The organism is Bacteroidales bacterium (assembly GCA_012519055.1).
Classification (GTDB): domain Bacteria; phylum Bacteroidota; class Bacteroidia; order Bacteroidales; family Salinivirgaceae; genus JAAYQU01.
In genome coordinates this window covers 1-25984 of the sequence record JAAYQU010000042.1, presented here as the reverse complement: position 1 = coordinate 25984, position 25984 = coordinate 1, and the positions used below count along the sequence as shown (strand labels likewise).

Annotated in this window: 17 protein-coding genes; 10 read left to right on the top strand and 7 right to left on the bottom strand. The window is 35.8% G+C overall.

Translation table 11 applies throughout. The features are described from left to right. The first annotated feature begins 71 nt into the window (after positions 1-71). The 4 genes from GX311_07680 (at position 72) to GX311_07665 (ending at position 6503) form a co-directional block, all read left to right on the top strand. Entirely contained in the window at positions 72-1655 is a 1584-nt protein-coding gene (locus GX311_07680; protein ID NLK16259.1) for a DUF4301 family protein, read from the top strand. A gap of 283 nt (positions 1656-1938) precedes the next feature. Next, on the top strand, positions 1939-3708 hold the full coding sequence (locus GX311_07675; protein NLK16258.1) for a tetratricopeptide repeat protein: 1770 nt from the start codon (positions 1939-1941) through the stop codon (positions 3706-3708). A gap of 194 nt (positions 3709-3902) precedes the next feature. Next, positions 3903-5189: a T9SS type A sorting domain-containing protein gene (locus GX311_07670; GenBank protein ID NLK16257.1), complete on the top strand. Its 1287-nt coding sequence runs from the start codon at positions 3903-3905 to the stop codon at positions 5187-5189. A gap of 12 nt (positions 5190-5201) precedes the next feature. Beyond that, positions 5202-6503 carry a T9SS type A sorting domain-containing protein gene (locus tag GX311_07665; protein ID NLK16256.1) on the top strand — a complete coding sequence of 434 codons (1302 nt, stop codon included), beginning with the start codon at positions 5202-5204 and terminating at the stop codon, positions 6501-6503. 103 nt (positions 6504-6606) lie between these two features. Here the strand turns inward: GX311_07665 and GX311_07660 are convergent, their stop codons facing one another. Together GX311_07660 and GX311_07655 are read right to left on the bottom strand one after the other, a co-directional pair. Continuing rightward, positions 6607-10023 carry a T9SS type A sorting domain-containing protein gene (locus GX311_07660; GenBank protein NLK16255.1) on the bottom strand — a complete coding sequence of 1139 codons (3417 nt, stop codon included), beginning with the start codon at positions 10021-10023 and terminating at the stop codon, positions 6607-6609. Between the two features lie 11 nt (positions 10024-10034). Further along, positions 10035-12227, bottom strand: a complete 2193-nt coding sequence (locus GX311_07655) for a T9SS type A sorting domain-containing protein (GenBank protein NLK16254.1) — start codon at positions 12225-12227, stop codon at positions 10035-10037. 369 nt (positions 12228-12596) lie between these two features. Here GX311_07655 and recR point away from each other — a divergent pair, with 369 nt between their 5' ends. Beyond that, a complete protein-coding gene (gene recR, locus GX311_07650; protein NLK16253.1) occupies positions 12597-13211 on the top strand; it encodes a recombination protein RecR in 615 nt (204 codons plus the stop codon). 38 nt (positions 13212-13249) lie between these two features. Next, positions 13250-15871: a T9SS type A sorting domain-containing protein gene (locus GX311_07645; protein NLK16252.1), complete on the top strand. Its 2622-nt coding sequence runs from the start codon at positions 13250-13252 to the stop codon at positions 15869-15871. Between the two features lie 177 nt (positions 15872-16048). Here the strand turns inward: GX311_07645 and GX311_07640 are convergent, their stop codons facing one another. Genes GX311_07640 through hpt form a run of 3 tightly spaced genes read right to left on the bottom strand, consistent with a single transcriptional unit; the run spans position 16049 to position 18163 of the window. Continuing rightward, the gene (locus GX311_07640) at positions 16049-16603 is read right to left on the bottom strand and encodes a phosphatase PAP2 family protein (protein ID NLK16251.1); all 555 of its coding nucleotides are present in this window, start codon (positions 16601-16603) and stop codon (positions 16049-16051) included. A 3-nt stretch (positions 16604-16606) separates the two neighbouring features. Further along, the gene (obgE, locus tag GX311_07635; GenBank protein ID NLK16250.1) at positions 16607-17605 is read right to left on the bottom strand and encodes a GTPase ObgE; all 999 of its coding nucleotides are present in this window, start codon (positions 17603-17605) and stop codon (positions 16607-16609) included. Between the two features lie 21 nt (positions 17606-17626). Further along, positions 17627-18163 (bottom strand): hypoxanthine phosphoribosyltransferase, encoded by a 537-nt coding sequence (gene hpt / locus GX311_07630; protein NLK16249.1) that lies wholly within the window; start codon positions 18161-18163, stop codon positions 17627-17629. Positions 18164-18275: 112 nt separating this feature from the next. Between hpt and purE the strand changes: the two genes are divergently transcribed. From purE to GX311_07610, 4 genes are all read left to right on the top strand, one after another. Further along, positions 18276-18782, top strand: coding sequence for a 5-(carboxyamino)imidazole ribonucleotide mutase (gene purE, locus GX311_07625; GenBank protein NLK16248.1), 507 nt, complete (start codon positions 18276-18278; stop codon positions 18780-18782). Between the two features lie 285 nt (positions 18783-19067). Beyond that, complete coding sequence (locus GX311_07620; GenBank protein NLK16247.1) at positions 19068-19919, top strand: hypothetical protein; 852 nt, start codon at positions 19068-19070, stop codon at positions 19917-19919. 21 nt (positions 19920-19940) lie between these two features. Then, entirely contained in the window at positions 19941-21995 is a 2055-nt protein-coding gene (locus tag GX311_07615) for a hypothetical protein (protein NLK16246.1), read from the top strand. A 415-nt stretch (positions 21996-22410) separates the two neighbouring features. Then, a complete protein-coding gene (locus GX311_07610) occupies positions 22411-23559 on the top strand; it encodes a biofilm PGA synthesis protein PgaB (GenBank protein NLK16245.1) in 1149 nt (382 codons plus the stop codon). Between the two features lie 116 nt (positions 23560-23675). Here GX311_07610 and GX311_07605 read toward each other — a convergent pair whose 3' ends face one another. Together GX311_07605 and GX311_07600 are read right to left on the bottom strand one after the other, a co-directional pair. Further along, positions 23676-24092: a YjbQ family protein gene (locus GX311_07605; protein ID NLK16244.1), complete on the bottom strand. Its 417-nt coding sequence runs from the start codon at positions 24090-24092 to the stop codon at positions 23676-23678. A gap of 46 nt (positions 24093-24138) precedes the next feature. Continuing rightward, positions 24139-25984: TonB-dependent receptor (locus GX311_07600; GenBank protein ID NLK16243.1), on the bottom strand; the 1846-nt coding region annotated here is incomplete at its 5' end.

Sequence of the window (25984 nt, the reverse complement as noted above, 5' to 3'; positions counted from 1 at the left end):
ACAAATCATTAACAAATAGGAATAATTATTTGTATCTTTGAATTAGATTATTAAAAAAAACCTAATGCAATATGTTAGACAAATCTGATTTAAAACAATTTGAAAACAAAGGAATCAAGAGTTCTGATGTTGAGCGACAAATAGAACATTTCAAAAATGGATTTCCGTTTCTAAACATATCTGCGCCTGCAACTGTAGGAAATGGAATTTTAAAAATTGACGATGTAACGATTGAAAAATATCAAAAATTACATCAAAAGATGTTGTCGCATAAAAAAACTGTAAAATTCGTACCCGCAAGTGGAGCAGCAACACGGATGTTTCAAAAAGTATTTGAAATTATCCACCAATATGATAAAAGTCAAGAAAAATATTTAGAGTTACTGGTAGATCGTTCCTTTAATTCAATTTACTACGTTTGTGAAAATTTAAGGCTATTCGCATTTTACCCTGAGTTTCACGCAATTGCTGAGGCACAAGGCGAAGATATTGAAGCACGATTTGCTAAAAAAGATTATGTCTATATTTTAAATCTTATGCTATCGCCAAAAGGTTTAAACTACGGTAATCTTCCTAAAGGGTTGATAAAATTTCATAAATGCGACGAAGGTTCCAGAACTGCAGCAGAAGAACACCTGGTAGAAGGAGCGCAGTATGCATCATGTAATGGAAAGGTTAACATCCATTTTACTGTATCTCCTGAACACTTAAAGTTGTTTGAAAAGCTTATGAAAGAAGTAGTTCCAAAATATGAGGCAAAATTTGGAGTTAAATATAAAATTGAATTTTCGGTACAAGATCCAGCAACTGATACTATTGCAGTTACCAAAGATAACAAGCCATTTCGCGAGTTAGACGGAAGCATTCTGTTTAGGCCTGCAGGACACGGAGCTTTGTTGACAAATCTTAACAATCTTGATTATGACGTGGTTTTCATTAAAAATATTGATAACGTTATAATTGACAGGTTAAAACCAGATACAATTAAGTATAAAGAGGTTCTTGGTGGCATATTGTACGAGCTACAGGATAGGATTGAAACCTACATGAAAAGACTTGAAAATCCAGAGTCAATTACAGAACAAACTCTTACAAAAATGATCAATTTCTGTGGAAAAAGGTTGAATAATCCTGCTGCCTTTGAGCAATTATCGGCAAAAAGAGAACAGAAAATTAAGTGGTTGAAAGATGCTCTAAATAGACCTTTAAGAGTTTGTGGAATGGTCAGAAATGAAGGAGAACCCGGAGGCGGTCCATTTTGGGTTAAAGGAGAGAACGGTGTAAACAGACTGCAAATTGTAGAAACTTCACAAATAGATCCTAAAAATAAAGAACACCAAAAGTTATTAGATAGTGCTACACACTTTAACCCTGTAGATTTAGTATGCCATATTACCGATTATAAAGGCAAACCATTCGATCTATACAAATATCGTGACGATAATACAGGAATTATTAGCACTAAATCGAAAGATGGACGGGAGCTTAAAGCCCTTGAATTACCCGGATTATGGAACGGAGCTATGGCAAATTGGAATACTGTATTTGTTGAAGTTCCAATTTCGACCTTCAATCCCGTAAAAACCATTAATGATTTACTACGCAAAGAGCATTTATCTGAAAGGGATTTAATGGGTGCAACTAAACCACAGTAGTCACTAAAATAATCTTTATAGAATCTTTTAAAAGTTAATTTGTAGTATTCAGAAGTATAGTAAGAAACATTCATAAGTTTGTACAATAAAGTCAACTAGCTCATTATCGTTGTGAGATGGTTGACTTTTTGTATCTTTGGTAAGTAATGTTGCATTTTATACCAAATTGTAATTAAAAAAAATCCAATCTTTTTTTAATTTTACAATGGTAAATACCGATGACTAATTGGTATTATACTTGAAATTACCAAATTGCGCTCTATTTAAAATTAAAAATTATACAATGATAAAAACAAAAATCACATTTACATTAGGATTTAGAATTTTTATACTATCTGTTCTTATGCTGGTTGCAAACAGTTTGAAATCTCAAAGCAGTGTTGATTCCTTATTGCATGTTATTCAAAGTTCATCTAAAAATCAGAAGGTCAAAACACTTGTTTCGAGTGCTTATGAGATTAGAAATGACAATCCGGAAGAGGCAATAAAACTCCTGTTAGAATCGATAACAATATCCAAACAAAGTGATTATAAAGCAGGATTGTTGTTCAGTCATAGACTATTGGGAAACTTATATTTAAAGGTTAATAATTATGAGAAATCAATTAACCATTATGAGGAGTGTATAGAGTATGCAAAAGCACAAAACGATTCATTGACATTGCGTGAATGTTATGTGAATTCCGGCTCCATATACTTTACTCAAGGCTTGATTGGTAAATCATTGGAATATTTTATGCAGGCGGTTAATTATTCCGAAAGTTTTGACAAAGAGAGAGAGTACAATAATCTTGGAGCAGTTTTTTTTAGTGAGGGCGAATACGACGAGGCATACAAATATTACAACCTGGCACTTGAAATATTTAAAGAGAAAAAAGATACATATAGCTATTTGGTTGTTTTGATTAACATAGGTCATATTTTTAGAATGACAGAAAAATATGACTTGGCTTTAACTCATTATAATAACGTTTTAGTAGGCAATGATACTATAAATGATGATGAACTCTCAATTATCTGTTTAAACAATATTGGTATTGTAAAATCAAAGACAGGTGATAGCGATAGCGCAATTCACTATTTTAAAAAATCGTTAGAAATAGCTGAAAATCATCCTGATCAGGTTGTTTACTCACGAACTCTGTTTTTATTAGGAGAGGAATATTTCAATAGGGGGATGCTTTCCAAAGCAAAACCATATCTTTTGAAATCATTTGAAATAGCTAATAAACTATCAATTTATGCCGAAAAAAGTGCTTCTTCAGATCTTTTACAACAAATTTATACAAAAGAGGGGCAATACAAAAATGCTTTATATTATGCCAATATGTATAAACAAGCATCTGACAGTTTAGTTGAAAATGAGGCCAAAAGCGAGATAATGCGGTTGATGTTTGAACATAAAATAAAACTTCAGGAGATAGACAAAAAGGAACAAATTGAAAGACAAGATGCCGAACACCGAAAAAGTGTATTTAAGTTTTATACTGTTACCTTCATATTGATCATTGTTACTCTACTAAGTTTTATTGTTATGTACCGAGCAAGGCAGAAATCTAAGTATGCCAAAATTGAGAAAGAAAAGGCAAAACTAGAGGTTGAAAAGATGGAGAGAGAACTTGAATTAAGAAATTTCGAGGTTGTAGGCAAGGTTTTGGCTATTAATGAAAAAAATGAGTTTATTGATTCTACTGCCAAGCTGCTTGATGATTTTTCTCAGAGCTTGGCACAAACAAAAAAGACTGAATTAGATGCAATTATAAGGCAAATCAGGGAACAAGAAGAGCAAAACCAGTGGGAAGAGTTTTACTTCTATTTTACTAAGGTTTATTCAAAATTCTTTGAAAGATTAGAAACGGATTTTCCGGAACTAACTCTCAGTGAAAAACGTCTATGCGCCTTTTTAAAACTTAACATGACTACAAAAGATATTGCTTCATTAACCTATTTGAATTTCAAGAGTGTTGAAGTCGCCCGAACACGCTTACGCAAAAAGCTAAACTTAACTAACAGTAATATAAGTTTTTCTGAATTTTTTAGCAAATACAATTAAGCAATTGGCAATGTGCAATGAACAATGGGTAATTAACAGTTAATAAACATGTTATAAATATAGTATCTTTTTCAGTGACGAAGTAATAAGAAAGAACATAAAATATTCAAACCCAAACCCTTAAAACAAATCATTATATTGCAAATTCAATATGATAAAACAAATAATATATTCAACTTTAAAATTGTAAGCGTATGAAAAACAGATTTTTAAAATTAGTTACATTCCTGTTGCTATTAGCGGTATGGTACCCGTCTAATGCGCAACAGTGGGAGATTTTAGACCCTCTGCCCGAAGGCTCTAGCAGATACCGATGTCACTTTATTAATGCCAACGATGGCTGGGTTTTCCGCACAGGAAACTTTCAGCTACTACGTACGCGCGATGGCGGAAAAACATGGACAGAACTATACCCCATGACAGGTATGCGCTATATTTTTATGACCGACACTTTAGTTGGCTATATGATTGTTCAGGAAAATACGCTAAAACTTTTCAAAACCAACGATGGCGGAAACAACTGGCAATTGCTTAATCTTCAATTTGGTTATTACTACGATGAATGGTCATCCCCTATAAAACCTATTTACTTCATTAATAAAAACGTAGGTTTTGTTGCAAACGTTAACACATATATGAAAACCACTGATGGAGGAGAGACATGGATTGAAATGGAATTACCCTACAATAGTAGTGGACCAGTTGCTAAAATTGTGAATAATATTACATTTATTAATGATTCGGTAGGATGGATTGCAGCAAACACTTCAGGAGTGAATGGAAGAATTTTTTATACCACAAATCAAGGAGCAAATTGGATATCATTAAATATTGGATGGGTAAATAGTGAAGTTGTTTTTTCCGAGTTAGATGCTTTGAACAAAGACACTATTTTAATAACTGGATATCAGTTTGGATATGCAGATTATTACGGAAACGCCTCAATAACTAAAGACAATTTTAATAGTTATTCGTGGTACGAAATTGACGTTGAGCCATGGCGAAAAGGAATTTTTATTAACGACACTACGGTTCTGTTTTATGGATATAACAAGCAAAATATTGGAAAGATTTGGACAAAAGGAATTGACAATACAGAATTAATAGAAGACACTCTGTTTCAAGGAACAATGTCTTTCCAAGCAGCACTTCGCACTCAAGGAGCAGTTTTTTTACACGATGGATATACCATTGCAAAAAGAGTGGACACTGCTTATGTTAGTATCCCCTATGAAACCATAACTCAAGAGAAGTTAATTCTATTTCCTAATCCCTCATATAACAAATTAAATATTAAATTGCCACACAATGCAACAAACGGTAAAATTACCATAACAAACTTAACAGGACAGGTTGTTTTACTTGACAATATTGAACAGATTGATAAGCAGATTGATATTACTAAACTCTCCTCAGGAGTCCATTTAATAACTGTAATAACCGACAATAAACGTTTTTGTGAAAAATTTATTAAACTTTAAAAAAACGTAGCCATGAAAAACAGATTTTTAAAATTAGTTACATTCCTGTTGCTATTGGCGGTATGGTACCCGTCTAATGCGCAACAGTGGGAAAACATTTGGCACGAAGGCAATTGTCTCGAAGTAATTATAACAAATTTCCACACACCCGATACAGGTTGGGCAATTTGCTTCCGTAACCTTTACTACACAACCAACGGAGGAGAGACATTCCAAAATGTTTATCAAATGCCAGACTCTCTTATTTTCGAGCCGGAGCCTACGTGTCAACCAACTCAGATATATCCTGTAAGTGGTACCACTGCTTATCTAAAAATGTTAAGAATGATGGGCGATAAAATTTACAAAACAACCGATGGAGGATTAACTTTTGAAGAATGGGAAATCTCTCCAACCTCATATTATAATCCTCGAATTTATATCTCAGAGGATACAGTTGTTGCTTATAGAAGCACACCCTCTTCTATCGTATATTCTTTAGACGGAGGATTTAGTTGGTTTCCGGCTGATGGAGCAAGCAATTTAAACCGAGGGTTCAACTGTTTTCATAAAACAAAAAAAGGGAGGTTATGGGCATTTGGAAAGGCTAATAACGACTTTTTTTATTCAGACAACAATGGACTAAGTTGGCAAACAAAACCTTCTCCTGTTGAGAAGTATTCCATACAACATGTCTCATTTCTTGACGAAAACAATGCCATTATATTAACAAAAGGCAAGAACGACGAGCAATGTGAATATTATTTATATGTTACCGACGATGCTTTCAGTACAATTAAACATTCACACTTGATTGATTTTCATGCATGTGATAAGTATGTGGAAATTTGTTATCAAAAAGAAAATGTTATTTGGATGATTCATCCAAACAATGTGTACCAAAGTACTAACGGAGGAGAAACGTTTAATATTTATCAAGGACTAAATTACTTTTTTGTCAACAACTTGCATTTTCGTGACAACGTTGGCTATGTAGGAGCAGAAACCAACTACCCATATACAGACCTTATTTTAAAGTATGTCGATACTACCACTTCAATTACGCATACTGCTATTACTAACAATACGTTATCAGTTTTTCCAAATCCTGTATCACAAGAGCTATCTGTAATTTTCCCTTATTATGCTATTGGAGAGCTACAGATATCAATAATCTCAATAGAAGGTAAAACAATTTTCTCGTCAGAGATTGCTGCCGAAACCTCTAACTCAGCCATTAACATACCAGTACATTTTCTTTCTACTGGAGTTTATTTTTTCAATGTCATAGGAAACAACTATTCGGAAACAACTAAGTTTATTATTAATCGCTAAGTTTCAAATATCATGCAGAGAAAAATTTACGCTCATCGTATGATATAAAAAAAGCTGTCTCATTTTGAAACAGCTCCTTGTTATTAATAAACCGTTCAGATAATTATCGGATTATTATAGTTTGTCTTAAAACATTACTAGCCGATTTTGCATTAATAATATACATTCCACTACTTAGTCCGCTCAAATCTAATTGCTCCGTTCCGATTACAGTTTTGCTGTAAACAACAGAACCTTGAATGTTTGTCACAGTTATTTCGTACTCGTCGTCAAGTTGAACTGTAACCGTTCCGTTAGATGGGTTTGGATAAACTTTCAGTGCGCCGATTTCAGTGTTTTCGTTAATACCTATAATTGAAAAATATGTGGTTGCCATTTCGCTCTCTCCAGAAGAGTAAACTGCTACTACTCCGGCTGTATAAGATTCACTTTTAGGAGGATTACTTAAGTCAAAGTCAAATGTATAATCGGTGGTTTCTCCCATTAGACTGTCGTTTAAGTAAACCTTATAATTAACCAAATGTCTGTTGTCTGATTTGCTGTTTTGTGCAAAAATCTCAACATCATCAATCATAAGAACATATCCACCGTCCGATACGTTGTGTATAGTAACATATTTGGCATTTGCAGGAATAGTATATTGATATGTTTCCCAATAATCCGGTAAAATAATAGCTTCTGTTGTTAGCCAGGTAAAATCTGTCGGTTGGTAACCTGTAGTAGAATATCCAACCTTAATTTTATTTGGAGCAGGGTCTAACATAAGTGATTTTGCTTGAAATCTGAATTTAAAATCATTTTCAAAGTTAAGTTTCGGAGATATAAAGTAATCATCGTTGTCTCCGTAAAAATTACCAAAACTTATCAAGAATTTTTCACCACTGTATGGAGCAATCATTTCATATATTTCCACATCAATTGGTGGGTTGGTTTGTGATGGAGTGAAAGTCATATATGAGTGTGGCTCATTTTTGTTTGGATATTCAAAGCCATCAATACCTACTGTTGCTAGCTTGTCAACATCGTTATATTTCCAATCAACAACACCTTGTGGTGCTATTGCAAAGTCTGAACACGATTCAAAGTCTTCAAAAATATTTTCAGTATGATTCCATTTCAGTGTAACAATTGGATATTTTATCTCAACTTGTAAGTTAAACGGTTTGGCTAATGTTTCAATCAGCTCGCAATCAAGTGTATAAGTTTCGTTTGTTGACAAGTCAACGTTTGACATAACTAAATCGTCGAAACCATCGTGAGTTATACGAATATTGTAATTGGCTTTAAAAATAGAACCTAAGCTAACAACACCGTCTTCATTTTCAACAATATAAGAGTAGTTATGCTGACCGTTTGTGCTTGTAAGATTTATTATTGCACCAACGCTTTCTCCTGCTCCTGAATTTGCAGTTACGTTAAGTGTAACAATAGTTGTTAAACCAACTTCAAATATATTTGAGAAACCAGCATCCGATTGAGCATTACCTGAATATACTCCACGAACAGCATAACGGTACCAACCATTATCTACGTTTGACACATCATCTGTGTAGTTTTTATCTGTTAGATTGGTTGCAAGTGTTGTCCATTGAGCAGGAACCTCTTCTTGTCCCGGTGTAAGACGATACAGATTGTAACCATTTAATGATCTGCCTTGATAGTTTCTATCTGCTCCTAATTTACCGCCAGTATTGGTATTATACCCTTCGGCACGTATCATAAGGTTACCGGGTATTTGACCTAAACCTAAATCTTCTAATAAATAAAATGGATCTGTTAAATAGTTTTCGTTTACCCAGTTGACACCATTTTCATATGGATAGTTGTCATCTAAGCCGGCATCAATACCGATTTCCACACGTCCTTCGTAACTTATGGCAATCATAAACCCGTTTTCAACAACTATTGTTTCAGGGAATACGAATGAGCTCCATTGGTCATCAACGCTTGGAACATTGTTTTGATTGAAAAGCACGGTATTTGTGGGATTTCCATTTGCATCTAAAGCAAAAACAAATACGTTTACAAAATTATGAGGCTCATCAATAAAGGTGGTGTACCAACTCATTTGATATAGCTGTGCTGGCTCTCTAAATACTTGTCCAAAAACAGCCACCGCTCCATTAAAGTTGTGTCCTATTTGCAAGAGTTGCTGTCCACCATCGCGGCGATAAATTGTCCTTTCAGAAGGAGATAACCATGTAACTTCAACAGAGTTGCCATCTTTAACTGCTGTTACTTTTGATGGTTCTTCTAATATGTCATTTAAATAAATATTACCTAACGAAATAGTTGCATCGTTAGCATCAAACGTTCCTGTATGATTAAAAAAACCTTCTTTAGAAGCTACAAGAGTGTAGCCTTCGGCATAATAAACCTGTGGTATGCTAAATGCACCACTTGCATTTGTAGTGGTATTGTATTCGGAGTATCCTGTTACTGAAATGTTTACATCTCCAATAGGATTGTTGTCATTGTCAAGAACAGTTCCTTGTACGGTTGCCAAAGATCTTTCTATCATGGTAACATCTTGTGTTGTTGCACTGTCGATGTTTACGTTAATAGTCTGGTCATTATATCCAAATACAGTGTAGCTGACATCATAACTTCCGGGGGTTACCATGGGAAAATTATATTGACCTGTTGCATTTGAATTTGTATTTAAATCGGTTCCTTCAATTTTTACTAATACATTTTCTATCGGATTACTTGAAGTGTTTGTAATTGTACCACTTAAACTTCCGCTACTGGCATTGCTAACACCTATACTAATATCGGCAACGTGACTTGCACTCATACCTGTTTGCGAAGGATCAGTTGTTGGTAAATCAAAATTGAATGGAGTACCGTTAAGATCTGCATAACGTCGTGATCTTATTTCGTTGGGAGTATTAGAAGCATTAAAGTTAAAGTGGTTGAGATACTGTATTTCACTAGGTCTGTGCTCAATCATTACACATAGGTTTGAACCACTGTAAATAAATGGTTGAGTGAGGTTTATTATGAATTTTTGGTTTGTTCCACTAGTGAATTGTATTTCTCCATCGTAAACTAAAGTAAAATTACTTGCAGGAATCCAATATCCACTCTCTTCTGATAAGGAGGTTGCATCTGTATTGCAAAGCCATATTCTGAAAAGCTCTCCTGTAATTAAAGGGGGATAGTCGTTAGTCAATGTTTTGTATGTGTACTCAAGTTTTTCCACTGCACATGCTGCGTGATTGATCTCTGCGGCTGTGTATATGGTTTGCGACAGTGAGGTTTTAAAATACATGTCAATTGGGAAGTTATAAGAACCATACGGAGAAGAGTTTGTTCCGATATGTATCCACTCATCAACTTCGCGTGCGGCGCTTTGTGTAGTACTGTTTCTGTTTTCAAAAGAAAAACCTTGCTTAGTGCCTTGATTTAGTTCTGTTTTAGCTTTTAGTTGTATTCCATTAGCTACTTTGGGTTGTGCAAATGAAAATGCAAACCAAAATGTTAAAAATAGAATGGCTGTTAATTTTAATCCGTTCATCTGTTTACTATTTAGTGTTTTAATATTCTTGAAGAGAAAACGTTGCCGTCCTTTTCAATTTCTATAATGTATAATCCGTTAACACAGTTAGTTATGTCTATTGCAATATCTGTACCGTTTAATTGGCTATTGTAAACCTCTTTTCCATTTAAGTCAACTATACGGATATTAGCACCAGACAATTTACTACCAACTATATTAAACATACCGTTACTTGGATTTGGGTAAACTAAAGTAGTTGAGAAATCAAATTCATTAATTGATACTGGCTTAGTTTTGAAATCTACGATAGTTGCTGGTCCCCACTCTCCGTTTCCGTTTTTACAGACAGCAACAACTTTGTAGTCGGTTTCAGGTGTTAAGTCAAGCCATATCCAAATGTCAGTTTCATAAAGTGGATAGCCGTCATTTTTAATAATTTCTAGAGCCTCTTCTATGCCAATCTCTTCGAAATACTCTTTTGTAATTATACCGTAATGATATTCTGCAGTCTCTATATTTGGAACAACAACCGTTTTAACAGATGTTTCAGTAACATCATGAACAGTTACCTCAGCTGTGGCTACACCTCCACCTCCTAGGGTTGTGGTGTGTACACTAACCGAGTCATATGGGAACTCAACATCATTATAATCAACGCAAAGAGTATAAACAAAATACTCTGTATCTGGTGTCATTTGGGTATAGTTGTGAGTATATGCTCCATTTTTTTCAATACCCCAAGCTTTAATCATGTTAGCTACACTTCCCATCATTGGTAACCATTGTGCTACTTCAGCTGCTGTCATTGCAACAAAATAGTACGATTGACAGAATGTGTTTGGTATAAAGTTGACGTCAAATGTAGTAGCTGCAATATTGTTAACTGTAACGTAAACTTCAGGTATTGCTTCACCTTCAGCTTCGCCCATTAAACGCATAACTCTGAAATAAAATAAGTCTCCTGGTATTAAGGGAGAGAATCCCACAAGCACTATTTTCCCATCTTCGTCAATTGCCATACTTTTTGTATGACTTTCAGTATCTATGGGATTATAAAGCATATATCCGTTCTCACCGAAAGTGTTATCTATAGAACCATCACTGTTTAATCTCCCTACCAATACGTCATATTTACCTGTTGAGTAAGTTGCACCCTGACCTGCATATAGAATTTTCCCATCGTCTTGTATTGCAATATCATTGTTGTAGCTTGCTTCGGCTCCGGTATGAACATATGTATAGCCGTTTGTTCCGAATCCTTGGTCTTTTGTTCCATCAGGATTTAAACGTATAACGGCTATATCGTAATCGGGTGATCCTACTATAAGTTGTGTTTCTTTGTGTCCTCCAACTACAATTTTGTTGTCAGGTTGTATTTTGACAGATGCCGCAATGTCATAACAAGTTCCGAGATCCTCTAAAATAAAGCCAGTACTGTTAAAAGTGTTGTCAAGTGTTCCATCTACGTTATATCGTGCAATAAGAACATCGGCTGTTGTTTCAGCTCGAATAGCAAATCCTACAGCAACAATTTTTCCATCCTCTTGTAGGGTAATATCTTCTATATAGCTTGATACGTTGGTTACTCCATCTGTATCTTTCATCTGTGTCACGACATAACCATTTGTGCCATAAGTAGCATCAATCGTACCGTTACTGTTTAAACGTGCCAATCCACAGTGGTCGTATACGCCATCAAATTTATAACCGCCAACAACAATTTTCCCGTCATTTTGAATTGCAACTCTCATTGAGTTGGATAAACCTGTAAGAAGTGTTAAGCCGTTTGCTCCAAATGTGTTGTCGATAGTTCCATCGGCATTGTAACGTACAACTAATGAGTTATATGTGCTACCGCCATCCCAAGAACTGCCACAAACAACTATTTTCCCGTCACCTTGTAATGCAATGCCTTTGGCTCGTGCTCCAGATGCATGAGTGGTTTGCACTACGCCATTTGTACCAAAACTATCGTCAAACGAACCATCGTTGTTTAATCGTATAACTGTAAAGCTAAATGAACCTGAATTTGCTTCGCCAACAACAATAATTTTACCGTCAGGCTGAATAGCAACGTCGTTTGCCATGCTTGGCGCACCAAGGCTTGTTAGTGTTAATGCGCCATTATTCCCAAATGTTGGATCTAAATCGGCTGGATTTTGTGCGTTTAAGCCCAAAAACGTCAACCCAAATAATAGTGTTAAAAAGTAATTTCTCTTCATTTTCTTGTTTTTTTAATGTTGCTATGATTATGCAAAAATGAGTTTACCATTAAACACAAAAAAACTTTTTGCCAAAACAAAAACATTACAATGTATTGTTGTAACCATACAAAACCAATACATAATTAACTAAGATGTTAAGCATCAGATATAAAGATGTTTAAAGTTAAATTTGTTTTCAACTTTGTTTTTTATTTAAATCACTGTTATGTAAGTTTTATATTGTGGGTAATTAATGTGTATATTTCTGTGTTTTAGATAATTGTAAGTTTTTTAATTTAGCTCACATATAATTCTCTTACTTTTTTATAGAATAAAAATATGATTACTTATCATTTGCGACTATATTTGTAGGAAACGTTATAATTAATGAGTGATTTAAAACTTCCTTCTAAGTTATTGGAAAACGCAGTTAACGAACTGTCGAAATTACCGGGAATTGGTAGCAGAACAGCTTTACGGCTAATCTTACATTTACTTGGGAAGTCAAAGGAAGAGGCTTCACGTTTAGGTGTGTCGATAATAGAATTGGTCGAAAATGTTAAATTTTGCCAAGAGTGCCATAATATTACTGAAACTGATTTGTGCAGCATTTGCGCCGACCCTAAACGAGATCAATCTCTTGTGTGCGTAGTCGAGGATATTCGTGATATGATGGCTATTGAGAGCACTTTACGATACAAGGGGGTTTATCATATACTTGGTGGCGTAATATCACCTGTTAATGGCGTGAGTCCGAACGATTTAACTATCAATCTGTTGAAAACAAGAATTGAAAACAATAATATAAGTGAGCTAATTTTTGCCCTGCCCACAACAATGGAGGGAGACACCACAGCATATTATATTTATAGAATGTTTGGAGATAAAGTTGAAAGATTATCGACATTAGCGCGTGGTATTGCTTTCGGTGACCAGTTACAATACACAGATGAAATTACATTGGGCAATAGCATAGCCGAACGTGTACCATATAAAGGATAAAATTATATACTACTAATAACCAATTAATAAAAAATGAAATGAAAAAGTATTTATGTATTCTGCTTTTATTGACTCAAACAATGTTTCTATCAGGTCAGAGTCAAAAATATTTGAGAGTTAAAGTCTTTGCAAGGACAACCGAACATTATAATGCATTAATGCTAAATGGATTGGCTCTTGAAAGAACTGAGTTGAAACCCGGTAACTATTTTATTACAGAGTTATCGGAACAAGATTTTGCTAAGATTAAAGATCTAGGTATTGAAACTGAAATCCTTGTCGATGATTTAGAATCTTATTACGTAAATCGTAACAAAGGATTTAACGTAGAAGAGATGAATCTTGAGATGAGAAACGCTAATCGTAACATAGATGGAGTTGTAACACCTGTAAATTTCACGCTCGGAACACTTGGAGGTTATCATACTTATAGTGAAATACTAGCAGAACTTGACAAAATGCGAAATCTTTTCCCAAATTTAATATCTGCAAAAGATATTATCAATCCTTCATTAACGACTATTGAAGGACGATATATACACTGGGTACGTATTTCAAACAATCCTGATGTTGATCAAGATAAGCCTAAAGTATTATATAATGCATTAACACATGCGCGAGAGCCCGCCGGAATGCAACAAATGCTTTTTCAAATGTGGTATTTATTGGAAAACTATGATACCAACCAGGAAATTAAAGCTTTAGTTGATAATTTGGAGATATATTTTATTCCCTGTGTAAACCCAGACGGGTATGTTTATAATGAAATAAATAACCCTGAAGGAGGAGGCTTGTGGCGAAAAAATCGCCGCAATAATGGTGATGGTTCAATGGGTGTGGATGTGAACAGAAATTTCGGATATATGTGGGGTTACGACAATAATGGTTCATCACCTACAGGAACGGCAGAATCGTATCGAGGTACAGCTCCTTTTAGTGAGCCAGAGACACAAAATATAAAATATTTCTGCGAATCGCGTCAATTTAAGTTAGCACTTAACAATCATACTTACAGCGATATACTGATTTATCCTTGGGGTTATGAAAATATTTTAACCCCCGACTCAACTGTCTTTGTAGAATATGCCAAACGAATGACAAAACAGAACGGATATGAGTATGGAACATGTTATCAAACACTTTTATATCTCTCTAATGGCGGTAGTGACGACTGGTTCTATGGCGAGCAAACAACAAAAAATAAAATATTGTCATTCACTCCTGAAGCTGGAAGTGCTGCTGACGGTTTCTGGCCCGCAATGGATAAAATAGAAGCACTTTGTGCGGGACACACTGAAATGAATTTGTACATTATGCGCTTTGCACTCCCTTATTCTGAAATTACTGATCTTTCTGATTTAACTATAGATTCTCACGCATATGATTTTACGTTTAATCTAAAATCATTGGGTTGGGTTGAAAATGCAAATTTTTCAGTTTCAATAAAGCCTGTTTCAAGCAATATACTTTCAGTTGGTGATTCCTTAATGTTCCACAATATGAACGTCTTAGACGAGGAGAGTGGCTCAATTCAGTTAAATTTGAAATTTAATACAGTGCCGGGCTCAAAAGTAGTTTTTGCTGTTCTTGTAAATAACGGTGTATATGTTCAAACCGATACAATAACAAAATTTTATGGAGAGCTTATTGCCGAGATTGATGATAATTGCGAAACTATGGATAATTGGATTTCAGAGACATGGAATACCACAACTTTAAGTTATCATTCACCCACAAAATCAATTGCCGATTCGCCTAACGGAAATTATTCAGCCAATTCAACGACAACCATTAATTATAAAAATCCGATAGATCTTAGCAATTCAACATACGCTAATATCGAGTTTTGGGCTAAATGGACAATTGAAAAAAACTTTGATTATGTTCAGCTTCAGGTTTCTGAAAATAATGAGCAATGGATACCCCTCGAAGGCTTATATACTCACAGTGGGTCAGAAGATCAAGATCCCGGGAAACCTGTATATGATGGATCAAGTGACTGGGTTAAAGAAAATATTTCTTTGGAGGAATATTTGGGAAAAACAATTTATCTACGCTTCATACTCGTTAGCGATAATTTAGTAAGTCTCGATGGCTTCTATTTTGACGACTTTAAATTAATGAAAATGGATTATCAGCTTGAACCAACAATGAACTTACCAGAGAGATTTGAGTTCGAGCAAGCTACATCGTTGCATGTTGATTTTACAGAATATATCGCCACATTAAATTTTGATAATTTGAACTTGAGTTGGGAAGGAAATTCGAATATAGAAGTTTCCAAAACCGATTGGATTATTACTTTTCAGGGTGTAAACGACACATGGCTCGGCGAAGAGAATATTACATTTATTCTAGATTATGGATCCGGACAAATCCAAAGTAGTACAATAGTTGAAATTAAAGAGCCTGTGGGTATAGAGCAAAGCTTGTCAAACGAAATTTTTGCATATTATCAACGTGATTATAACAGGCTTGTGGTTACACTTACCCCTGAATGTATTGGACAAACAGTTGAAATATATTCAATTAGAGGGGAAAAGTTGTATAGTAAAACTGTTAGTTCTGAAACCTCTTATATTGATGTTGCGAATTTTTCAAATGGAATTTATTTTGTTAAAACAACGAATGGTATTGCGTTAAAGGTGTTGATATACTAGATATTAGTAAGAATCACTATAGTTTGTCGAAAAGTAGCTGAGTTTAAGTGTTGGTTGGATAGGCAAGATGATCTATATTTTTTAATTCACATTTTGTAAATTACATTTTGTAAATTACAAAATGTGAATTGTTGTTGTGTTTACAAAATTAAATATTGAGACACGATTTGTAATTGATTAATCACTCTTTTTAAGTCTTAATAAATATCGTGTTCCTAAAAACATTAAGTAAGCTACAATAACCCCTAAAATCCCACCACAGATAACATCACCGGGATAATGCACCCCCAGATATATGCGACTGTAGGAGACTAATGCTGCCCAAAAAAGCATTGATACTGTTATCCAGCGTTTTTGAAAAATAAGGGCAATAAAAGTTGCCAAACCAAAGCAGTTGGCGGCGTGAGATGAGATAAATCCGTAGTCTCCACCGCGATAATTGCGTACTACGTGTACTAAATGTCCAAAATCGGGATTGTGAGTTGGTCTAAACCGTTCGACACTGTTTTTAATCAAGACACTTATTTGATCGGTTGCAATAATAGTTAGGACAATGCCCAAAACAAAAAATAGCCCTTGTAGTTTGTATTTTTTTATAATTGCGTATAATAAAATAGCATATAATACTATCCAAATATACTTTCCGCTGATATGCCACATCAGAAAATCTAGGACTTCGCAGTGTAAACCGTTGAGAAACAGAAAAAGTTTTTCGTCTGCTTGAACAATCATCTCTTAATCAGCCTTTTGGTGTAAATTTTCCCAAATCATATCTTTCAGTTCAGTCAGATTTTGATTTGTAACCGATGAAATAAATACATGGGGTATATCTGGCAAATCTTTTTCCATCTCTCTTTTCAGCTCATCATCAATTAAATCGGTTTTTGTTATGGCTAGCATTCTGTTTTTATCCAACAGTTCTGGATTGTATTGCTTTAACTCGTTTAGTAAAATATTGTATTCATTTTTGATATCAGCATTGTCGGCAGGGATAACGAACAGTAAGGCTGAGTTGCGTTCAATATGCCTTAAAAAACGTAGTCCTAAACCTTTCCCTTCGCTGGCTCCCTCAATAATTCCGGGAATATCAGCCATTACAAATGACAAGTCGTCACGATACTCAACAATACCCAAGTTTGGCGTAAGGGTGGTAAATTCGTAGTCGGCAATTTTGGGTTTCGCAGCCGATATAACAGACAATAGTGTGCTTTTCCCAGCATTTGGGAAACCAACTAAACCAATATCAGCCAATATTTTGAGTTCTAAAGTGAACCAGCCCTCAATACCGGGTTCTCCAGGCTGTGCAAAACGTGGTGTGCGCATGGTTGGCGATTTAAAATGGTTGTTGCCCAAACCTCCTCTGCCACCACGAAGCATAATTGTCTCTTCTCCATGTTCGGTAATTTCGGCTATTATTTCTCCTGTATCTTCGCTACGAACAACCGTGCCCAATGGAACTTCAATATAAACATCTTCGCCATCGGCTCCGGTGCTTAGTTGTTTACTTCCAGATTCGCCATGACCGGCACGGATATGTTTTTTATAACGTAAGTGCAGCAGTGTCCACATGTTTCTATTGCCACGAAGAATTATATGTCCGCCTCGTCCTCCATCGCCTCCATCAGGACCGCCTTTTGGCACAAATTTCTCTCGACGTAGGTGCGTTGAACCACGTCCTCCGTTGCCTGATTTACAGAAAATGCGTATATAATCTACAAAATTTGAATCCGACATAATGTTTTTTTAGAGTTATTACTATTCTGAAACAGCGTAAATATCGGGGTAGTTACGCCCAAATCCGCTGTAATCAAGTCCATAGCCTACAACAAATTTATCGGGAATTTCAAATCCCACATAATCGAGTTTTATATTTCCTTTGTAAGCTTGAGGTTTGTATAAAAGAGTTGCATATTTAACCTCGGCAGGTTCGTACCCGATAAGCTGTTTACGGATTTGTTCGAGTGTTGTTCCTGTATCAACAATATCTTCAATAACCACAACGGTTTTTCCCGCAATATCTTCGTTAAGACCAATTAATCGTTTTACATTGCCACTAGTGCTGGTTCCTTGATATGATGCCAATTTAAGAAACGTTATTTGACACGGCATGTTTATTCTCTTCATTAAATCGGAAGTAAACATAAAACTGCCGTTCAGAATCCCTAAAAAGATAATATCTTTTCCTGATAATTCGTTGCTGATTTGTGTGGCTAAAACATCAACACGTTTGAGAATGTCTGCCTGCGATATGTAAAGGCTAAACTTTTTGTCAAAAACATTAATCATATTCAAAGCAAATTGAGTTTAAAAACTGATTTTACAAGTGTGGTTTTTAACCTATAAAATATAAAAAGAGGCTATCTTTGCACAAAAGTACAATATTTTAATATAAAAAACATATTCGATGCAACCAAAAGTAAGTATAATTATGGGTAGTGTTTCCGATATGAAAGTGATGGAAAAGGCTGCCAAAACTTTGGATGAGTTTGAAATTCCTTTTGAGATAAATGCTCTTTCAGCACATCGCACACCCGAAGAGGTTGAAAAGTTTGCCAAAAACGCCCACGGCCGTGGGATAAAAGTGATAATTGCGGCAGCAGGCATGGCGGCACATTTGCCAGGTGTTGTTGCAGCTATGACACCGATTCCTGTAATTGGAGTTCCGATAAGTGCGACATTAGATGGCATGGATTCATTGTTGGCGATAGTCCAAATGCCTCCGGGAATTCCTGTTGCTACTGTTGGTATTGATGCTTCGCAAAATGCTGCTTTATTGGCTGTTCAGATACTTTCAGTAACCGACAACGAACTGTATAAACGCTTTACTGAATATAAATCTGCGTTGAAATCGAAAATTGTCGAAGCTAACAAACAGTTGTCAGAAATAAAGTTCAAGTTTAAGGTAAATTGATTTCCTTGCGTTAATTAGAAGTTGCAAGGTACAATGAGAAAGTCGGCGGTGCGTTAAGCCCACGGTTGCTGAGTTTATAGAAGCGACCATTTCTTATAGACACCTTTGTGATGGCTTCGATTGCTGTGCACTTAGCCACCGAAAACGTTCACTAAGCTTATTTTTCGACAGGCTCTTGAAGTTTGGATTTCTAATTTCTAATTTTTCTTAACCGTTTGTTCACAACTAATGTTTTTGTTTTAACATTTTTTCTGTAAGTTTGAGAACTCAAAAAAAATGTATTTAATGAGCACAACAGAGACAATTTTAGCTAAAAACAGACAAGTTCTCTTTTTTATACTTCTATTTGGTTTTGTAGCATCAACAAACTTCACAGTATTTGCTGGCAGTAATATAAAATATGGTGGTGCTAGAGCAGTAGGGCTTGGACAATCTGTGATTGCTGTGCCTGAAGCTGGATATTTTCAAAATCAAGCGTTGCTAACACACTTTGATTCGCTATACGTTGAAGTATATTCGTCTTTATCATTCGCAATAAAGGAGCTTGGTACACATTCACTTTTTGCTGCTCTTCCGGTTTTGGGAGGAGTCTCCTCAATTCAGTATCAATACTTTGGATATACTAATTATAACGAAAACCGCATGGGACTTGCGTATGCTCGCAAGTTGACAAAAAATCTAAGTCTCGGAGTACAAATTAGTTGGTTACGTATTGGAATGCCTGCACCTTACGGAACTTACAATAACTTTATTGGCGAGGTTGGATTATCGTATAAAATAGGTAAAAGGTTGATTTTTGGGGCGCACGTTTTTAACCCAACTCAATCAAAACCTGTTAAAGATACCGACGAAATTGCTCACACAGCCATTAGAGCAGGTATTGCGTATTATCCCGTAGATGCTTTGGCATATAGTTTTGAAATCGTCCAGTTCCTGAATCAAAAAACATCATTCCGCACAGGTTTAGATTTGAGTATTACACAATATTTGAATGTTAGAACAGGATATAACCATGATAATAAGACAATTTGTTTCGGTGTGGGGGCGAACCTAAAAGTATTAAGCATCAATATGGCATTAGGATATCATAATGTATTAGGATATACACCTCATATATCTTTAGGGAAACAATTCTAAACCAGATAGATAGTTAAGCCCATGAACCGTTTTTTTAAAATTTCTCTTTTTTCTATTTTAATTATAGTCTTATCATCGGACGTTTTTGCTCAAGATGATATTGTGCAAACTATTGTTGGACAGATGGTTGAAACATGGGCAGAAAACGAAGTCCCTGAAGAAGAAATAGAGCGCATGTCGGAAGAGTTGTATATGCTTAGCGAGATGCCAATATCGCTCAATGATGAGGATCTGTCGCCTCTTTCTGATGTTTACCTTCTTACTGACTATCAAATTGCAATAATTAAGAAGTACAGGAAACAACACGGTAATATTCAGACTATATGGGAGTTATCAATGTTTCCAGAGTTTACAACTGAGGATTTGAACACGTTAAGTTACTTTGTGTCGGTATATGTTCCTGAGCCAAAAAAAACAATAAAGCAAATAATCAGATATCCTAAAAATGAGGTTATTAGTGAATATAGGCGTAATATCGAAAAAGCTGATGGCTACTTTCCAAAATCTGATAAACCTGCAGCATATCAAGGCACTCCTGATAAATTATACTTACGATATATTATCAAATCAAAACGCGATTTCTCGGTGGGGATAACTGCCAAGAAAGATCCCGGCGAAACATTTTTCAAATCACCACGCACAGAAGGGTTTGACTACTATTCGGCACATGCCTATATAAATTTAGACAGATTTGTGAGAGAAGTAGCGGTTGGGGATTACACGGTGGCTTTAGCAAACGGTTTAACTGCGGGGTATGGTTTTATTTCGGGTAAAAATTCACGAGCGGTCTCCATAAAACATAACAACAGTCGCATTAGAAAATATTCGGGTGCTACTGAGTTTGGCTTTATGCGTGGAGCAGCAACATCTCTGCGATATAAAAATATTAGTTCAATTATTTTCCTCTCTCATAACAATGTAGATGCCAGCATATCAACAGATAGTGCTACAGGTACAACCTATATAACTTCTCTACCAGAATCAGGCTATCATCGCACTGAAAGTGAGTTAAAACGGCGTAAGGCAGCACAGCAAAGTGTTGTAGGCGCGAATATCCAATACGATACAGAAAAATTAAAACTGGGATTAAACTCGGTGGTGGTAAAATATAATCACCCAGTTATGCGTAGAAACGTCTTATACAATATATTTGAACCCAACACCGATCTGTTTTACAATCTATCAGTTGATTATCAATACATAAATAGGGGAGTGTTGATGTGGGGAGAGGCAGCAATTGACAAAAATCAAAAATTTGCATTTCTCCAAGGTGTTCATTTTAAAACATCCGATGTATCGCAACTTGCACTTTTATATCGTAACTATTCGCCACAATATTATTCTCCTTTGGCTCTCGCTTTTGGCGATTCTGATAATGGTTCGAACGAGGAAGGACTTTACGCAGGAATGATTTTTTATCCATTCTCAACCCTGGAGGTAAATGCGTATGTTGATATTTTCAAATATCCCTGGATGCGTTTTCGTCGCTCATCGCCTTCCTACGGAAGTGATTATATGGTTGATATGCGTTGGTCGTATAGCAGAAATGCACGTTTGTCAGCACGCTTTAGATTAAAAGAGACCTCTTATGATGTTACGTCAGACACCATAATCACACGTCAGCTCAACGCCGAAACAACAACGCGTTGCCATTTGCAATCAGACATCGATTTTACAAAATATTTATCGAGTCAGACACGTGTGGCTGCCACATTTTTCAATAACTACAAAGGCAAGCAAACAGGTTGGATGATGTACCAAGAGCTTACATTCAGATTTTTGAAAGAGCAGTTACGCCTTTCGGCACGTTACGCAATTTTCAATACTGATAGCTACGACACTCGTATTTACGCATACGAAAAAGATGTACTCTATGCCTTTTCAGTACCAGCGTTGTATGCAACAGGATCGCGATACTATTTAGTGGCTACCTGGAAAATAACCCGCGATATAGCAGTTTATGCCAAATGGTCGCAATCAATTTGGAGTAACGTTGATGAGTTAGGTTCAGGAAACGACCGAATTGACGGTAATACACGTTCGCTATTTACTTTGAAAGTAAAGGCGCAGTTCTGAGCAATTAGCAATTAATAATTAAATGATTGATTATCAAACAATAGCCATGACTTTTAAATCGTGGATTAGGTCGTGCGTGTGTTTTATGGGCTTTAGCCCAAAACTTAATATTCCTTAATTCCTTAATGGTTATACCGATTGGACATACACTATAGTTCAAACTTCGCTACCGCTCTTTTGAACTATGTGTCTGTAACATCGGTATTTACAATTGTAAAATTTTAAAAAGATTGGACTATTTTAAAATTACAATTGGTATTAAATATCAGTGTTGTACAATTATTAAATTGCATTTGCTAATTGAATTTACCTAAGTTTCAATCTTTTTACACCTAAAAAATATATCTTTGTTTAAATGAATAGATAGATAATATTTGTTTGATATTCGTAAAATTAACCTAAATTATTACTACTTATGAGAAAATTAATTTTTAGAATAAGTTCAGTTGCCGTGCTAATTACATTTTTGCAATTTTTTGTCGGATGTGCAGGACAGCAACAACAGGTTGAATCAGAAGTTAAAATCAAAGTCGGTATATTCTTCGGACATGGAGGTTCTGAAACGTGCAAATGGGAGACAATGGAGGCTATTAAAATTGACAAGGAGATGGTTCCCTATTTTATCACATCTGCTGATATTGCCAGCGGTTGTTTAGATACGTTAGACGCTATTATTGTGCCTGGTGGTGGCGGTAGCAGACAATATCTAAATCTTGGTCATGTAAATATGACAAAAATAAGGGATTTTGTCAGCTCAGGTGGTGGTGCTGTAGGGATTTGTGCAGGAGCCTATCTTTTTTCTAATACTCCCGAATATTCGTGCATGGCAATTAACGGTGCAAAAGCCATTGATGTTGAGCATGATAATCGCGGACACGGATTAGCAAAATTCACCCTTACAGACGCAGGGAAAGCTATTTTTATAGAAATTGCAAATCTCGATACTGCTTTTGTCTATTACTACGAAGGACCTGTTTTCGTCGAAGCCGACAATGATACTATGACATATCAGACCTTCGCAATAATGGAAAGCGACGTGCATGAACAAGGAAACGCACCAAAGGATATGACCAACAATAAACCATTTTTCATTGGAAATGAGCTTGGAAAAGGACGTGTTTTTTCTACCATTGCACATCCAGAAGCCACACCGGGTATGCGTTGGCTAATTCCGCGAATGGTACGCTGGACACTTAACAAAGAGTTTGTAGAATATTCAGAAAATGCAGTACGACCTGATATACACACAGATGAAATCCTGTTCTCTGTAGATATGTTGAAACAGGAGTCAAAATATTTCAGAACCTTTCTTTACGGTACTCCCGAAGAGAAAATTGCGGCACTTGACTGGCTCGAAAAAAATATCTCGTGGGATGCAAAAAGGTGGGTGCAAGGATTGGTTTATGACCAATCGCCATTAGTGCGCGCACGTGCAGCTCAGTATATAGCAAATTCAGAATTTACATACTATTTACCCGACTTGCGCGGAGCTCTTAAAAATGAACAAGATAGCGTTGCAAAAACGGCTTTGCAAAATGCGATTGACTTTCTGAACGGCATTTAATTCAATTAACAATTAAATAACTGAAAGTTAATGTATTGTAGAGACGTCATAATATGGCGTCTCTATGCTTATTCAACAAAAATCTGTATAAACCCGTTACTTCTGTGTTCAACCCATTATTCCCCAATAATTTTAACCAACACCCTTTTCTTTCGCTTACCGTCAAACTCGCCGTAGAATATCTGCTCCCACGGACCAAAATCTAATTGACCATCTGTTATAGCAACTACAACTTCACGTCCCATGACAGTTCGCTTCAAATGTGCGTCGGCGTTATCTTCAAAGCTATTGTGCTTATACTGGCTGTACGGTTTTTCGGGAGCTAAAGTCTCTAACCATTTTTCAAAATCGTGATGTAAGCCACTTTCATCGTCATTTATAAATACGCTCGATGTTATGTGCATTGCGTTACACAATAGCAATCCCTCTTTTATGCCACTTTCGGCAAGGCATTTCTTTATTTCAGGAGTGATATTTAAAAACGCCCGGCGCGTATCGGTATTAAACCACAACTCTTTTCTATAAGTCTTCATTTTCTTTTTAATTATGTTGATTTTGTATCAAATCTACTAAAATTAATTAAAAAGTAAGATTTAAGCCAACCATAAAGTGTCGATTTGCCTGTGGGAAGTAGCCGTCAAGTGCCCGCAGTTCGTTGTTATAGTAATAAGAATATACCCAGGCATTAGTTATATAATCGACATTATATAAATTGTTAATTTGCGTAAAAAATGAAACATCAAACACTCTTGTGTTCAGTAAGTAGCTAATTCTCAAATTAGTAACCCAATACTGTTTTAACTGACGATCTGCACTTGCAGTATTATCTATATACTGTTTTCCAATAAAATTGTCAGTAAGCGTAATATCAAGGTTTTTAATAGGTTTAACTGTCAATATTGAACCAAGGAGAGTATTTGGAGAAAAGGAAATATCTACATTTTTCAGAGTGTCAGAGCGTTGTGCATAAGTGTCCCAATCGTCAAAATAGGCTATGAATTGGTCGATTTTATTGCGGCTAAATGTTGCAAACAGAGTCCAATCAATAATTTTGTGTTGTTTAACCGACAATGAGAGCTCAACGCCATGTCGATAGCTTTTTTCAACATTCTCCATAATTGCACGCCCTGTTGCATTAACGTTTCCCGTTAAAACTAACTGATCTTTGTATTGCATATGAAAAAAGTTTACCTGAGCTATAATAATCTCAGACTTATAGCTGAAACCTGCTTCAAAATCTAAAAGTCTTTCAAATGTAGGCGTACCTTTAATTGTATCAGCATCGGTAAAATTGCTTCGGGTAGGTTCCCGATGTGCCTGGGCTACCGAGAAAAAACCCGATAATCTGTCCTTGTGAATAAAAACACCTGCCTTCGGATTAAAAAATAGAAAATTGTGCTTTTGGCTAATATCAATATTATCGTCGTTGAAGCCACTGAGAACGTAATTGATACCGCGTAGTTGTAAATCGCCGTATAAGTCAATCATTTCGCCCAGTTTTATTGACGACTTCAGGTAAATATTTGCATCGTTTTTTGTTGCAGCGTTGCGATAATACTCGTGATTAGGCTTAAATGAACCATCATTATGTTTTGTCCATAAAATCTCTCCGAAATGTCTGCCCAAGTATTGATTTAGCCCTCCACCCAATGTAATATCAGTTTTATCTGTTTGATATTTTGCTGAGGCGGTGGCTCCGTAAAAGTCGTTATCGAGGTATTTACGGTTTATAAAATCTGTTCGTTTTATCGTAGTGTCGCCTATTTGCATATTTGGGAGCGCAAAACTTGACAGTTTTTTGTTGTATCGGTACGATTCGTAAAAGCCAAATCCTTGTGTATAATGCAAAGCTACGTTGGCTGTCAGGTTCTGATTATGTTTGTAGGTGTAAAATAGCTGATAGTGATCTTGTTTATAGTCATCAACCTGATTTTCATACATATACTGATTATATGTTCTGCTGTTACTTGTAAATAGGTTTTCTGTCTCTTCGGGCGAAAATCCTGAATCTTCGGCAAACTGTTGCATTCCAGCAGTATCGTTCTCTAATTTGACTTTTGGAACGCCGTTCCATGCCTGATACGTTATCTGTTTCCCTGAAGTTATGTTTGCCTTAACAATGTGTTTGTCAGAGTAATATCCGCCACTTGCGAAAAGGCTTTTCATATCGGCAGTAGCTCGGTCAATAAATCCATCAGACGATATTTGCGAAACTCTGATATCGAAAGCAAAATTGTTGTCAAGAAGTCCCGTACCGGCTTTAAGCGTATGTTTACGTGTGTTGAATGCTCCAAAAATGTTATTTATTTCAGCAAATGCTTTGTGGCTCAGACTGTTAGTCTGCATATTTACTGAGGCACCGAAAGCAGCAGCCCCATTCGACGATGTTCCAACACCACGTTGAATTTGAATGCTGTTGACACTT

Coding starts and splice junctions, on each gene's coding strand:
- GX311_07680 (NLK16259.1), top strand. CDS start 72: ATGTTAGACAAATCTGATTTAAAACAATTTGAAAACAAAGGAATCAAG.
- GX311_07675 (NLK16258.1), top strand. CDS start 1,939: ATGATAAAAACAAAAATCACATTTACATTAGGATTTAGAATTTTTATA.
- GX311_07665 (NLK16256.1), top strand. CDS start 5,202: ATGAAAAACAGATTTTTAAAATTAGTTACATTCCTGTTGCTATTGGCG.
- GX311_07640 (NLK16251.1), bottom strand. CDS start 16,603: ATGATTGTTCAAGCAGACGAAAAACTTTTTCTGTTTCTCAACGGTTTA.
- GX311_07645 (NLK16252.1), top strand. CDS start 13,250: ATGAAAAAGTATTTATGTATTCTGCTTTTATTGACTCAAACAATGTTT.
- GX311_07610 (NLK16245.1), top strand. CDS start 22,411: ATGAGAAAATTAATTTTTAGAATAAGTTCAGTTGCCGTGCTAATTACA.
- obgE (NLK16250.1), bottom strand. CDS start 17,605: ATGTCGGATTCAAATTTTGTAGATTATATACGCATTTTCTGTAAATCA.
- GX311_07655 (NLK16254.1), bottom strand. CDS start 12,227: ATGAAGAGAAATTACTTTTTAACACTATTATTTGGGTTGACGTTTTTG.
- GX311_07660 (NLK16255.1), bottom strand. CDS start 10,023: ATGAACGGATTAAAATTAACAGCCATTCTATTTTTAACATTTTGGTTT.
- recR (NLK16253.1), top strand. CDS start 12,597: ATGAGTGATTTAAAACTTCCTTCTAAGTTATTGGAAAACGCAGTTAAC.
- purE (NLK16248.1), top strand. CDS start 18,276: ATGCAACCAAAAGTAAGTATAATTATGGGTAGTGTTTCCGATATGAAA.
- GX311_07620 (NLK16247.1), top strand. CDS start 19,068: ATGAGCACAACAGAGACAATTTTAGCTAAAAACAGACAAGTTCTCTTT.
- GX311_07605 (NLK16244.1), bottom strand. CDS start 24,092: ATGAAGACTTATAGAAAAGAGTTGTGGTTTAATACCGATACGCGCCGG.
- GX311_07670 (NLK16257.1), top strand. CDS start 3,903: ATGAAAAACAGATTTTTAAAATTAGTTACATTCCTGTTGCTATTAGCG.
- GX311_07615 (NLK16246.1), top strand. CDS start 19,941: ATGAACCGTTTTTTTAAAATTTCTCTTTTTTCTATTTTAATTATAGTC.